At 63.4% G+C, this 12251-nt stretch carries 14 protein-coding genes; 4 read left to right on the forward strand and 10 right to left on the reverse strand.

Features of this window, described 5'->3' with window-relative positions:
- Window positions 1–34: 34 nt before the first annotated feature.
- From AC3WLD_RS09655 to AC3WLD_RS09680, 6 genes are all read right to left on the reverse strand, one after another.
- Window positions 35–883 carry a bifunctional DNA primase/polymerase gene (locus AC3WLD_RS09655; RefSeq protein ID WP_492556746.1) on the reverse strand — a complete coding sequence of 283 codons (849 nt, stop codon included), beginning with the start codon at window positions 881–883 and terminating at the stop codon, window positions 35–37.
- Between the two features lie 293 nt (window positions 884–1176).
- Window positions 1177–1425, reverse strand: coding sequence for a hypothetical protein (locus AC3WLD_RS09660; RefSeq protein WP_492556747.1), 249 nt, complete (start codon window positions 1423–1425; stop codon window positions 1177–1179).
- 2 nt (window positions 1426–1427) lie between these two features.
- Window positions 1428–2069 (reverse strand): hypothetical protein, encoded by a 642-nt coding sequence (locus AC3WLD_RS09665; RefSeq protein ID WP_492556748.1) that lies wholly within the window; start codon window positions 2067–2069, stop codon window positions 1428–1430.
- On the reverse strand, window positions 2066–2293 hold the full coding sequence (locus AC3WLD_RS09670) for a hypothetical protein (RefSeq protein WP_492556749.1): 228 nt from the start codon (window positions 2291–2293) through the stop codon (window positions 2066–2068). The genes AC3WLD_RS09665 and AC3WLD_RS09670 overlap by 4 nt, the downstream gene beginning before the upstream one ends.
- 310 nt (window positions 2294–2603) lie before the next feature.
- A complete protein-coding gene (locus AC3WLD_RS09675; protein ID WP_492556750.1) occupies window positions 2604–3602 on the reverse strand; it encodes a hypothetical protein in 999 nt (332 codons plus the stop codon).
- Window positions 3599–4813, reverse strand: coding sequence for a tyrosine-type recombinase/integrase (locus tag AC3WLD_RS09680; RefSeq protein WP_492556751.1), 1215 nt, complete (start codon window positions 4811–4813; stop codon window positions 3599–3601). Before AC3WLD_RS09680 ends, AC3WLD_RS09675 begins: the two co-directional genes overlap by 4 nt.
- Before the next feature lie 258 nt (window positions 4814–5071).
- Between AC3WLD_RS09680 and AC3WLD_RS09685 the strand changes: the two genes are divergently transcribed.
- Window positions 5072–5266, forward strand: coding sequence for an ADP-ribosylglycohydrolase family protein (locus AC3WLD_RS09685; RefSeq protein ID WP_492556752.1), 195 nt, complete (start codon window positions 5072–5074; stop codon window positions 5264–5266).
- Between the two features lie 315 nt (window positions 5267–5581).
- Here the strand turns inward: AC3WLD_RS09685 and AC3WLD_RS09690 are convergent, their stop codons facing one another.
- From AC3WLD_RS09690 to AC3WLD_RS09705, 4 genes are read right to left on the reverse strand one after another with little or no spacing between them, the layout of a single operon-like run.
- On the reverse strand, window positions 5582–6526 hold the full coding sequence (locus AC3WLD_RS09690) for a ketopantoate reductase family protein (protein WP_492556753.1): 945 nt from the start codon (window positions 6524–6526) through the stop codon (window positions 5582–5584).
- Between the two features lie 5 nt (window positions 6527–6531).
- On the reverse strand, window positions 6532–7572 hold the full coding sequence (dmpG, locus tag AC3WLD_RS09695) for a 4-hydroxy-2-oxovalerate aldolase (protein ID WP_492556754.1): 1041 nt from the start codon (window positions 7570–7572) through the stop codon (window positions 6532–6534).
- The gene (locus AC3WLD_RS09700) at window positions 7569–8498 is read right to left on the reverse strand and encodes an acetaldehyde dehydrogenase (acetylating) (RefSeq protein ID WP_492556755.1); all 930 of its coding nucleotides are present in this window, start codon (window positions 8496–8498) and stop codon (window positions 7569–7571) included. The genes dmpG and AC3WLD_RS09700 overlap by 4 nt, the downstream gene beginning before the upstream one ends.
- 1 nt (window position 8499) lies before the next feature.
- Window positions 8500–9285 carry a 2-keto-4-pentenoate hydratase gene (locus tag AC3WLD_RS09705; protein WP_492556756.1) on the reverse strand — a complete coding sequence of 262 codons (786 nt, stop codon included), beginning with the start codon at window positions 9283–9285 and terminating at the stop codon, window positions 8500–8502.
- An 83-nt stretch (window positions 9286–9368) separates the two neighbouring features.
- On the opposite strand from AC3WLD_RS09705, the gene AC3WLD_RS09710 reads away from it, so the two are divergent.
- From AC3WLD_RS09710 to AC3WLD_RS09720, 3 genes are all read left to right on the forward strand, one after another.
- Window positions 9369–10163 carry an IclR family transcriptional regulator gene (locus AC3WLD_RS09710; RefSeq protein ID WP_492556757.1) on the forward strand — a complete coding sequence of 265 codons (795 nt, stop codon included), beginning with the start codon at window positions 9369–9371 and terminating at the stop codon, window positions 10161–10163.
- 227 nt (window positions 10164–10390) lie between these two features.
- Entirely contained in the window at window positions 10391–10969 is a 579-nt protein-coding gene (locus tag AC3WLD_RS09715) for an ANTAR domain-containing response regulator (protein WP_492556758.1), read from the forward strand.
- Window positions 10969–12177, forward strand: coding sequence for an ABC transporter substrate-binding protein (locus tag AC3WLD_RS09720; RefSeq protein ID WP_492556759.1), 1209 nt, complete (start codon window positions 10969–10971; stop codon window positions 12175–12177). The genes AC3WLD_RS09715 and AC3WLD_RS09720 overlap by 1 nt, the downstream gene beginning before the upstream one ends.
- The last annotated feature ends 74 nt before the right edge of the window (window positions 12178–12251 follow it).

Below are 12251 nucleotides of genomic sequence, written 5' to 3' on the forward strand. Positions count from 1 at the left end.
ACCATCGAAATGAGGGGTCCCTTTTAGACGCCGATCACCCCGCTAACGGGGTCCTTTTTGCACGCCGATCCACACAACTCGCGCGGATTTGCCGCTCCGCCTTCCGATCGAAGCAATTGCCGCGGGTAGATACCTCGCGCCAGAGTTCCATCCCCTGAGGTTCGCCATTGAATTGATGGTAGAGCGCAGCGCCAAGCCGGAACCAATTGTCATAGCAGCCGCGGTCTAGCGCCAACTCGGCAGGGATTTCGGCAAGCACTTGCTCCAGTTCGCCGGCTGCGAAATCAACGGGCGGCACAGTGGCGCCCCGCTCGCAACACGGTTCCTTTTCGGCCGGAATCAACGCCTCTGGCCAATCTGGTAATTCGACAGTGCCGAGTGGCAGGGCCTCAGACAGATACTGTCGGCCGTCGCGCCAGCTACCGGGCGCAAAAATCAGTCCTCCCTTGGCGCGAACGTCTATTCCAGGGCCGATGATACCCGCACTCGTGCTGAGCCGCGGATCATTTTTGAAATAGAGGTGCCAGCCGCCTGAGGGCGTTCGGACGCGGACCGGCGACAGTGCAGCGAGGTCGCTGAATCCCAGGGCAGCGAGCGAAGCAATCCCGTCGACTCCGTTTTTCCTGTCCAGGTCCAAGACCGCGATTCCGGACCGTTCACCGGTCACAATGCCGACTTTGGCATCCGGCCATTTCCGCCACCATGAACCGACAACGCGAGGATCTGTCGACGCTGCCTCTGGCCAGTTGCGGATCCCCTTTTCGCCTTCGCCGGCCCTCCATTCGCGGAACGGCAGGACGGGGAATCCTTTTCGAGCGAGGTCCAGCGCCACGGCCAGGTTGTCATCCCGGACGCTCAGCAAATCATCGAATTCGGTAGTCATGAATCGGGACCTTGATTGCGGTCCGGGTGACTTTCCGCTATGGGAAGTGCTGCAACGCTTACAGTCACCCGGAGCGGCCGTTGATCATCGATCGGCGGCCGTTCTGCTATTTCAGGCGATGCAACAGGAAAGCCGGCAACACGGCCTCTCCGAGTGCAGCCGCCAAGTCGAATGACGCCGGCCGCGTGTCTGCCGGGCGGTCCCTCCCGGCGAGACATTCGAGCCGGCGACGCGTCATCGCCTCAGCCTGTCGCCGATGGCGACGCGTTGCGATTTCGAACGCTGAGCGCACGTCAAAGTTCGAGCGCCCGGCCGCGCTGGATCTCGGCATCGGTAGCCAGGCGTATGGCCTCACACTCCAGGAAGGGCGCGAAGTCCGGTCCCGCGTCGTCCATTTCGAAAACCGTGCCAGGGTCGCGCGTGAAAGTCGTTTTCGTAAGGACGGGGTTTCCCTGAGCATCGAACGTGCCGGAAAACTCCAGGGGTGCATTTGGATCGGAATCGATGATCGCGTGAAGCGCGACAACGTGACGCATGGGCATGATTACTTGTCTCCAATCTGATTGAGGATTCCGGACGAAACCGCGTGCGCGGTCTCGAAAAGAAGGGCGTCCGTAAGTTCAGGGACCTTCAGGCGATCGGGCAGGGCGCTGCGGACCTTGTTGACGGTCGCGAGCCCTCCAAACGGGACGGGCGAACCATCGGGAACCGTGAAGCGTTCGCCGATCGTCGCCCTGATAATCCGGTCGGCTGCCACCAGCCGCGCGAGGTCCGGTGCAAGCTTCGAAATGCCCTCCCTGAGGCCGGCGACGGCTTCGCCCTGCATCTCGACTGCCAAGGCCAGGACGGGACGTGCCAGCTCTGCCTGTGCAGCTCTCAGGCCGGCCTCTGCATCGGCAACGCGGCCGCGCTGCATTGCGATTGCCGCGGACCGGGCAGGGACGGACTTGTCCAGCGCAGCGAGCCGCGCAACGCGGGTCTCATTGACTGGCACGGAATCGGCTCCGTCCAACTGCCGCAAGGCTTCGGCGTGCGCCTCCGCGGCTTTGAGTAACTCCAGTTCATCTTGTTCCGATGCTGCCAGCCGCTGCAGCTCTGCCAGCTTGCTCTTTGCGCGGGCGACGGCCTTTGTCGCCAAAGCGACAGATTGATGGGCGACGCTCAGCGCCGCGATATGATCGCTCATAGGAGGGGCTCCATTCGACGGATTTTCAGGACGACTCCGCTCTGCGCATTGCGCACGCGGATCGATGGGAAGACGCTCAGCCAGGCATCGAAAACCGGTTCCGGGTCGCCAGCGAGGAGTCGTGGCAAGTCCGCGCTTTCGACGGCGCCCATGCGAACCATTTGCCAGATGAGCGCCAACTTGACGTTTTCGGCGACGGCCGCAGGGAGGGAAGCGAACGTCACCGGGCGGCCGCGCGCGCTTGAATGAGGGCGTCTAGCCAGGGCTTTGGAACGGCCGCGGCGCCGGTGTGCCCCGCGCCAAGTTTGATCGGCTGCGGAATGTCGCCTTTCGCCGCGAGGGCGTAATAGTGCGAGAGTGAATATCCCAGATAAGCCGCAGCTTCGGCAGGCCGTAGGAGTGGACCGGTCGCGGGGATGCCGGCCCAAGGGTTAGATTGCTGACTGTCCATTTCGAACCTTCACCATCGCCAGGGGATTCCGGCTGTGAGGTTCGAGTCGGCGAGACGCCGTTGCAAAAATAGCGGGGTCTCAGTCAGTCCAATTTTGCAATTGCCGCGAGTTCTTCGGCTAGCCGTTTCGCTTCGGCTAGTTGCAATGCGATATTGCGGATATCGACGCTGTCTTTCGCTGCCGGCATCGAGTGCGCGCGTCCCTTGCTTATCGCCGAATTCCACCGTGCATAAATCACGTCCAAGCCATCGCTCGGTAGTTGCCTGTTCAACACTTCCCGGAATCTATCAGCAATTTCGCCCACGCGATCGGCACGTGATGCCGTTGTCAGAATTGCGCCTAATCCGTCCTTCCCCGCATAGTGCGCATCGATATCCCGCAGGTGGCTCGATATAGCAGCTCGCATAAAGTCGCCGGCATCAACTCCCAACGCGACCGTATAAACCGCGGCCGCGGCGCTTGCCGCAGATGTTAAGCTAGCTTCGCGATCGGTTCGGCGGCCCATTGGATCGAAGTGCTCGGCATAAGCGGTCGCTGCGGACTTGCCGGCATTCCGCGCAAGAGTTGAAAGGCGCGCTGCGACGATCAGAGCTGCCTCTTTCTGCGTGCGCGGTGCGCCAGTCCGGTTGTAACTCTTGCGCGCTTCCTTTGCGACCATAGCGAGACGCAAGGACTCCTCGCGCGCCTCACTCGCCTCAGCGTCTGTTGTAGGCCAAGCAACGTCGCTTTCACTCTCGGTTTCTGGGACCTTAGTCACATCCCATTTATCTAGGTCGACCGGTGTTAGGGCTCTGCCCTTGGTCCGTCGCTTGTATGCATCCGCTCTATTGCGAGCTTCTTTCGCTACGGTCTCCGCATTGCGGACCTTGCTCAAGGGCCTAACCATTTCGTCCATAAGCCTGAGCCGGATTGCGTCGCGTTGATGGGCGAGCGACTGCTTGTCCGCAGGAATCTCGAATCCGGGTTCTCCGTAGCGGTGCGCCATGGCGACAACTAATTGAGCTAGGTCGCGCCCTCTAAATGCATCCGGCTTGAATCCATATCGCTGCAACAATTCAGCTACAGCGTTCTCGCGCGTCACGCGGCTTTTTCCATCATAACAGGGACAGAGGTCGCAAAGTCTGCCCACGCGTCCATTAGCGCACGTCGCCGCGCAAGGGCTTCCCCGCGCCGATAGGCGCGACGGACTTTGGAGCCGATCACGTGCGCAAGGGCTTCCTCGCTGATTTCGTCCGGGAACTCCGTCCGGTCCAATGCCCAATCTTTGAACGCCGATCGGAACCCGTGAACCGTGAATTGCCCCGCGTCCATTCGCCTCAAAAGCATTTCCATGCTCATATTACTGAGATGGCCATTCCGACCTTGGCCGCTGAAAATGGCTTCCTTTGGCGCGCCTCTGCCGATGGAGTTCAGGACGTCCAAGGCAGCGGGCGAGAGTGTTACAGTATGAGGCAGGGAAGCCTTCATTCGCTCGGCCGGAATATTCCAAACGTCGCCAGAAATTTCGCCCCAGGTTGCGCCTAACACTTCACCGGAACGCGCTGCAGTTAGAATGGTGAATTGCAGTGCGCGGGCGGCCATGGCCGGACGGACTGCCAGCCGCTGCCAGAAATCGGGAATATCGACATATGGCATGGCCGCGTGATGCCCGCGGCTAAGTTTCGACTGTTTGGGCAACAGGATCTCTAGGTGCCCGCGCCATTGTGCGGGGTTTATCGAATCCGTTTGCCTGAACCCGTGCGCCTTAGCTGCGCTCAGTACCTTTTCAATGCGCCCGCGTAGGCGGCTGGCAGTTTCGGGCAGGCTAAGCCAAATCGGCTGTAGGATCGAAAGCACGTCCTGTGTGGAAACGTCCGCAACGGAAATGTTTGCCAGTGCCGCCGCGTGCTGCGTCAACGTGCTTCGCCATTGTTGGCGGTGCTTGTCGTTTCGCCAGCCACTCTCGACAGACTTGATATAGGACTCTGCGAATTCGCCGAACCTTGGGATTTGTGCCGGCTCAGCCAATGCCGCTTGCTCAGCTCGTGCAAAGTTGCGGATTTCGATCGGGTCGCGTCCGGCCCTTAAGTGGACTCGCGCCTCACCAGCCAAATCCCTTGCTTCGGCAAGCTTCACGTCCTTAGCGGACCCTAAACCCATCTCGCGCCGCTTCCCGTTGAACCGGAAAACGAAAACCCAACGCTTCCCGCCGTTGGACGTTGACAGATAGAGACCGCCACCATCGGAATACAATCCCGGCTCAGTTACCGTGCGGACGAAGGTTGCGTTTAGGAGGTTGATGGGACGTGCCACGGAGTTTCTGCCCTAACTTCTGCCCTAACAGTGACAGCCTACGCCACCAGATGGGACCGTATTAGACCAGAATGCCCGAGTCCTCCAAACACAATCAAATCAACTAAAAGTTGAATCCTTCCGTAGGACTCCAGACGTATTCAGGCTTTACTTTCGACGGACACCCTCTCCGCCACCGTCCATCCTGACCGAACCGAACGCCGATAAAATCGCCCTCAAAATCCGCGCAAGTGCGCGGGTTTCGGGTGGCTCTGAACCGTGCGGAGAACGCCCTGCGGAGAATATGCGGCCCACTGGAACGACCGCAAGACCTTGCGCGATGTCGCGGCCCGGCAGAGCCGCACCACCCACGCCGCGCCCGAGGCTGTCGATGCCTGCATCGCCTTTGCCGAGGTCCTCGCCGATGCCATCGAGGGCCGCCCGCACAGCCAGGTCTTGCGGCCGGGTGACTAGCCCAACGTGGGGCGCATCGGCGAGATCATTGCAGGCTGATGGCGCGGCAAGCACCGCGATGCGATCGGCTCGTCGGGCTACGTAGCCGACAGCCTCGAAGCGGCGCGGTGGTGCGTCGGGCGGACCTGCCGGCAAAGTGCGGCGAGAGGGGTGGGTAGGGGCAATGCCACGCTCACGAAAACCAGCCTCGCCGTTCAGCTATTTCCATTCCTCGCCCGAGGTGATCCGTCTGTGCTGGCATAGGTTCGGCCGGCATTATCAAAGCGAATGCACGGGTTGGTATAAGTGGCTGGGGCAGGGCGGCTTGATGCCCTGTCATCGCCACCGGCGAGCCCGTTCCGCCACTTCACCGGGAAATTCCCGTCTCGCTGCGATACGTGCTTCAAGCCCCGGGAAGACGGAGACAGCCGCGCCGCAATCCCGGGCCAGCCGCCCGACCGCTGCAGTCAGCGCGTCAAATTCCGAGGCACGCCCGGCGGCGAGGTCGCGCTGAAGCGAAGTTGTTGCGTCTGGCGGGAAGCTCGCCACGAGGGTCAGCGCCCGGGCTATGTGCCCGTCATCGAGCGCGATGCCGCGATGGCAGGCGAGTGCGACGATCTCGGCCATGGCCTCCCGCAGCATCACTTCGCCTTGTGCCGTGGAGAGCACCTGGCCTGCGGGCGTGTCCAGAGCAGCCCCCACACTGCCAAGGCTGGCCGCCAGCAGGAACTTTTCCCACAGCGCGGGGATGATGTTCGCAGTTACGTCCACCGTGATGCCGCTGCCGGCCAGAACAGCCACCACGGCCTGCTCGGCGTCCACATTGCCCTGCGGCGAGCCGAGCAAGATCGAGGGGGGAACCCCGACATGCCGCACGACATCACCGGTCATCTCGAAGAAGCCGTGCATCCGGCCCGCCACGATGGCCGCATCGGGCAGGACTTGCGTGGCGACCTTATACGCCTCCACCCCGTTCTGAAGCGTGAGCACCACAGCCCCGGGCCGCAATGCATTGCGCACGCCTTGCAGGGCCAATTCAAGGTCGTTGGTCTTCACGCAGCAGATCGCGAGGCCGATCGCACCGTCATCGAGTTCGCTTGCCGCGCAACTCGGCACGGGGACGTCCCGCACGCTCCCGTTGCTTTCGATCCGCAGCGGGCCCGCCCGAAGCGCCGCCAGCCTCCGCCCCCGCGCCACCAGCACGACGTCGCGCCCGGTTTGCGCCAGGGCGGCCCCAATGACGCTGCCGATCGCTCCCGCTCCGATGACCGCGATCCGCATGGGTTTCACCCTTGCGCGATTTCCTTCTGTCTTGCCAGATCGAGCGCGATATCGACGATCATGTCTTCCTGCCCGCCGACCATCTTGCGCCGGCCTGCTTCGGCAAGGATCGAGCGGGTATCGAGGCCATGATCGGCAGCAGCCTTCTCGGCATGGCGCAGGAAGCTCGAATAGACCCCGGCATACCCCAGCGTCAGCGTTTCGCGGTCCACGCGGACAGGGCGGTCCTGCAACGGACGAACGAGATCCTCGGCCGCATCCATCAGCGCGTAGAGATCGCAGCCGTGGTTCCAGCCCAACCGGTCGGCGGCGGCAATGAACACTTCGAGCGGCGCGTTGCCCGCGCCCGCGCCCATCCCGGCAAGGCTGGCATCCACCCGGACCGCCCCGTTCTCGACCGCCACGATCGAATTGGCGACGCCCAGCGAAAGGTTATGGTGCGCATGCACCCCGCGCTGGGTCTCGGGCTTGAGCACGCGGTCATAGGCCTGCAGCCGCGCGGCATATTCGCCCATGTTCATCGCACCGCCGCTGTCGGTTACATAGACGCAGTGCGCGCCGTAGCTCTCCATCAGCTTGGCCTGTCCGGCCAGCGCCTCGGGGCTGGTCATGTGGCTCATCATCAGGAAGCCCGAAACGTCCATGCCGAGGTTGCGCGCAGCCTCGATGTGCTGCTTCGAAACGTCGGCTTCGGTGCAGTGCGTGGCGATGCGGACGGATTTCACCCCCATCTCGCAGGCATGCTTGAGATCGTGCACTGTGCCGATGCCCGGCAGCAGCAGCGTGGTGAGCACGGCATGGTCCAGCACTTCGGCGACGGCGCCGATCCAGTCCCAGTCGGTATGGGCGCCGAAGCCGTAATTGAAACTGGAGCCCTGCAAGCCGTCGCCGTGCGCCACCTCGATGGCATCGACCTTGGCGAGATCGAGCGCCTTCGCGATCATCTGGACATGGTCGAGGCCATACTGGTGCCGGATCGCATGCATCCCGTCGCGCAGCGTCACGTCCTGGATGTACAGCTTCTGGATGGTCGGATCGAAAGTCATGCCGCCATCCTCATCGCAATCTTCTCGGCGGTCTTCATCGCGGCCGAGGTCATGATGTCTAGGTTCCCGGCATAGGCCGGCAGGTAGTGCGCTGCGCCTTCCACTTCGAGGAAGACCGAAACCTTGAGCCCGGTGAACGATCCGTCCATTTCGGGAATGCGCAGTGGCTGGTTTCCGCCGATGCTCTCGAACTGCACCGCCTGCTTGAGCCGGTAGCCCGGGACATAACCCTGCACTTGCGCCACCATGTCGTGGATCGACTGGCGGATCGCCTCGCGGTCGCCGTCGTCGCACAGGCAATAGACCGTATCGCGCATGATCAGCGGCGGTTCGGCAGGGTTGAGGATGATGATCGCCTTACCCCGGGTGGCGCCGCCCACATCCATGATCGCCTGGCTGGTGGTCTCGGTGAACTCGTCGATGTTGGCGCGGGTGCCCGGGCCTGCGCTTTTCGAGCTGATCGAGGCGACGATCTCGCCGTAGTGGACCTTGGCCACCCGGTTCACGGCGGCCACGATGGGGATCGTCGCCTGCCCGCCGCAGGTCACCATGTTGACGTTCCGCGCATCGAGATTGGCGTCGCCGTTGACGGGCGGGATCGTATAGGGCCCGATAGCCGCCGGCGTGAGGTCGATCATGCGCTTGCCCGCCGCCAGCACCAGCGCGCTGTTGCGCGCGTGCGCACCCGCGCTCGTCGCGTCGAACACGATGCCGATGTCCGCGAACTCGGGCATGGCCATCAACCCGTCGATCCCTTCGTGTGTCGTCGCCACACCCATCCGCTGCGCGCGGGCCAGCCCGTCCGAGGCGGGGTCGATGCCCACCATCACGCCCATCTCGAGCGTCTCGGACAGACGCATGACCTTGATCATCAGATCCGTGCCGATGTTGCCGGACCCGATGATGGCAACCCTGGTTCTCGTCATCTCAGGCGTCTCCATAGGTGAAGCGGCATTCGCCGATACCGGCGACCATGGCGGTGACTGTCACGCCCGGCCGCAACGTGACCATCGGTCCCAGCGCACCTGCCAGCAGCACGTCCCCGGCCTTGAGCGGCTCACCCCGCGCCGCCAGCGTCTGCGCCAGCCAGGCAGCCGCGTTGAGCGGATTGCCGAGAGCTGCGGCACCGATCCCGGTCGAGACGACTTCGTCTTCGAAGGTCATCTCCATGGCCGCGCCTTCCAGATCGAGTCCGGCCAGCGGCCGACCCTGATCGGACAGCACGAAGAAGGCAGACGAGCCGTTGTCGGCCACGGTATCGGCAAAGGTGATCTTCCAGTCGGCTATCCGGCTGTCGACAATCTCGATCGCCGCATGGACGCTGGCGACTGCACCGGCGACCTGATCGGGCGTGGTATCGGGTGAGGGCAGGTCGTGCGCCAGCACGAAGGCGATCTCGGCCTCGGCCTTGGGCTGGATGCATCGCACCGGGTCGAGCACGTCGCCATCGGCTACCTGCATGTCCGCAAAAAGCACTCCGAAATCGGGCTGGTCCACGCCGAGTTGCGCCTGCACCGCCTTGGCCGTCAGCCCCGCCTTGCGCCCCACGATGCGTCGGCCCTGAGCTTCCCAGAAGCGGGTGTTGATTTCCTGTACCGCATAAGCCCCGATGGCGTCGGTCGGCTCCAGCCCGTCGCGAAGCGGTGCCACCGCCCCACTGGAATAAGCTTCGCGCAAGCGCTCGGCGAGAGCTTCGTGGCTGGGTCGTTGCATCGGTCGGTTTCTCCTCGTCGCACCGGGATCTAACGCCAGTTCAGGCTTGGAACCAGAACCGATACCGCCTATAGTCTCACGACTTGAGACAGAAATCACCTTCACCAGGCGGCACGCCCACGATCGCCTCGCTCGGCCGGACGCTCGTCCTGCTCGAAGCCATCCTTGGTGACCGGGAAGGTCGGAGCGTTGCCGCGATTGCTGTCGAAGTGGGGCATCCCAGGGCTACCGCGCATCGCCAGGTGGCGACGCTGCTCAAGGAAAACTATCTGCGACGCCTCGGCAATGGCCGGCTGGTCGCCGGGCCGCGGTTGATGGCCCTGGCTCAGCAGGTCGATCCCAAGCAGGTGATCGCCGCCGCCGCCGCGCCGGTCCTCAGTCGCCTGTCGGCAAGGCTTGGCTGCATCGCCCAGCTTGGCACGCTTGAAAGCGACATGGTCACTTACCGGATCAAGACCGGGCAGGCCGCCGGAGAGTTTTTCACCCGCGTCGGCCTCCAGCTCGAAGCCTATTGCACCGGAATCGGCAAGGTTCTGCTGGCGCACCTGCCCGAAGCCGAACGGGAAGCCTACCTCGCAACGGGCCCCTTTCCGGCGCTCACCGCCAATACCATTACCGAACCCGACGCTTTGCGAATCGAACTCCAGCAGGTGCACGCGCAAGGCCATGCCTGCGACGACGAGGAGATTGCCGAAGGTCTCGTCTGCTTTGCCGTTCCCCTGCGCACGCGCGACGGCCAGGTGCCCGCCGCGATTTCCGTGTCGCTCGCCTCCGCCTCTGCCCGCTCCCCCTCCGCGCGCGAGCGGTGTCTGAAAGCTCTCGGGCAAGCGGCGCAGCGGATCGAGCAGGAAATCCACACCGCATGTTCGGGAGTATGACGCACGCGATAGGATGACGTGCGTACACTTGCCTTATCGTGGCCGAATTCTTCCACCTGAAAGCGACATTGCAGCAATCGGACAGGATAAGGCTTGCCCTTGGGGCTTGAGCAGGACCCATCGATTTCATTGTTCCATTCCCAGGCCGGGAAGACCCCGCATGGAGCGTCGACCTGCTCAAGCTGTTTGCGGTTGCGTCCTTCGTTGCTGCATTGCACAATCGCCCGATGCGGATTGCCATCGTCGACGAAAGCGCCACCCGGGCGGCCGTGATCGGCGAGGGGCTTGCCGCTCTCGAGGATTGCGAGATTTTCGTAGTGACCGAGCGGCGCGGGCTGGTCGCCCGGATCGGCGAGATCGCGCCCGACATCGTCCTCATGGATCTCGGCAATCCGTCGCGCGACGTGCTTGAGGAATATTTCGCGGTGAGCCGCGCGCTTGCGCGGCCGATCGCCATGTTTGTCGACGAAAGCGACGAGGAATCGATCGCCGCCTCGATCGAAGCCGGGGTTTCGTCGTACGTGGTCGATGGACTGGCCCCGCGCCGCATCCGCCCGATCATCGATCTAGCCATCCGGCGTTTCAATGCCTTCGCCCGGCTCGAGGCCGACCTCGCCGACGCCCGCGGGAAGTTGGCGGAACGGGAGACGATCGACCGGGCCAAACGGATCCTGATGGATGGCCGTGCGCTGACCGAGCCCGAAGCCTACGCCGAACTGCGCAAGGCGGCGATGAACCAGGGGCGACGGATTGCCGAGATCGCCGAGGCCCTCGTCACCGCCGACAAGCTGCTGAGGGGAGCCTGATGCCCACCGAAATGACCATCGGATTCCTGCCGCTGGTGGATGCTTGCCTGCCGATCCTGGCCCACGAGCACGGCTTTGCGGAGGCCGAGGGGCTTTCCCTCCGGCTGGTCAAGGACATGAGCTGGGCGACGGTTCTCGACCGGCTGCTTTACGGTCACAGCGATGCCGCGCACCTCATCGCCCCGCTCGCGATTGCGACGACGCTGGGCCGGGGGCGCCCTGCCGTGCCGTTGGCGGTGCCGTTCCTGCTGGGCCTGAACGGCAACGCCTTGACGATGCGGACAGATCTGGCGGACCGGGTCGCGGCCCGGGGCGCCCTGGCCGATCCGCGTGACGCCGGGGCGAAGCTGAAGATCGTCGCTGCGGAGCGCAAGGCCGCGGGTTCTCCGTTGAGATTCGGGGTGGTGCATCGCTACTCGAGCCACAATTACGTGCTTCGATACTGGCTGGCCGCGAGTGGCATCCGGCCCGACGACGATGTCGAGATCGTCACGGTCGCACCGCCGTTCTGCGCCGATGCGCTGGAAACCGGGGAAGTCGACGCGATCTGTGTGGGCGAACCGTGGAACAGCGTGGCGGTGGAGCGCGGTGCGGGGCGGATCGTCCTGGTTTCGGCACAGATCTGGCGGCGCGGGGTGGAGAAGGTCCTGGCGGTCCGCGAGCCCTTGCTCGCCGAACGCAGGCGGGACTTCGAGGCACTGGTCAAGGCCCTCGTGCACGCTGCGCGCCACTTCGTCGATCCGGCGAACTGGGAAACCAATTCAGCGATTCTTGCGCGGCCAGAGTACCTCGATGGTTCAGCGATTCTGATCCGCCGGGCGATTTCCGACAATCTTCTGCTTGAGCGCGGAGGCGAGCCGGTCGCCTTTCCCGACTTCATGTTCCAGTACCGCGAGGCGGCGAACTTTCCCTGGGTCAGCCAGGCGGAGTGGCTCTACACGCAGATGGTGCGATGGGAACGCACGCCATTCGACGCCGACGAGGCGCGAAGGGCCGCGCGAGTCTTCCGCCCGGACGTCTACCGCAGTGCACTCCTCGGCACCGGCGAGCCACTTCCGGGTGCCAGTTCGAAGGTCGAGGGAAGCCTTCTCAACCTGACTTCCGTGGGAACCCAGCAAGGCACCATCACCATGGAAAGTAATAGTTTCTTTGATCAGCGCGCGTTCGATCCGGACGACATGGAAGGCTATCTTCGCCAGCTGCCCTGAAATGACAATCTTTGCTGCATCGCAAAAAACACTTGCCGACGATGCTGCGAATCGCATAGCAATGGGCTTGCAGG

The sequence above is a fragment of the Novosphingobium sp. FW305-C-111 genome, assembly GCF_058783565.1.

Coding starts and splice junctions, on each gene's coding strand:
- AC3WLD_RS09655 (WP_492556746.1), bottom strand. CDS start 883: ATGACTACCGAATTCGATGATTTGCTGAGCGTCCGGGATGACAACCTG.
- AC3WLD_RS09660 (WP_492556747.1), bottom strand. CDS start 1,425: ATGCCCATGCGTCACGTTGTCGCGCTTCACGCGATCATCGATTCCGAT.
- AC3WLD_RS09665 (WP_492556748.1), bottom strand. CDS start 2,069: ATGAGCGATCATATCGCGGCGCTGAGCGTCGCCCATCAATCTGTCGCT.
- AC3WLD_RS09690 (WP_492556753.1), bottom strand. CDS start 6,526: ATGCGGATCGCGGTCATCGGAGCGGGAGCGATCGGCAGCGTCATTGGG.
- dmpG (WP_492556754.1), bottom strand. CDS start 7,572: ATGACTTTCGATCCGACCATCCAGAAGCTGTACATCCAGGACGTGACG.
- AC3WLD_RS09700 (WP_492556755.1), bottom strand. CDS start 8,498: ATGACGAGAACCAGGGTTGCCATCATCGGGTCCGGCAACATCGGCACG.
- AC3WLD_RS09705 (WP_492556756.1), bottom strand. CDS start 9,285: ATGCAACGACCCAGCCACGAAGCTCTCGCCGAGCGCTTGCGCGAAGCT.
- AC3WLD_RS09715 (WP_492556758.1), top strand. CDS start 10,391: ATGCGGATTGCCATCGTCGACGAAAGCGCCACCCGGGCGGCCGTGATC.
- AC3WLD_RS09720 (WP_492556759.1), top strand. CDS start 10,969: ATGCCCACCGAAATGACCATCGGATTCCTGCCGCTGGTGGATGCTTGC.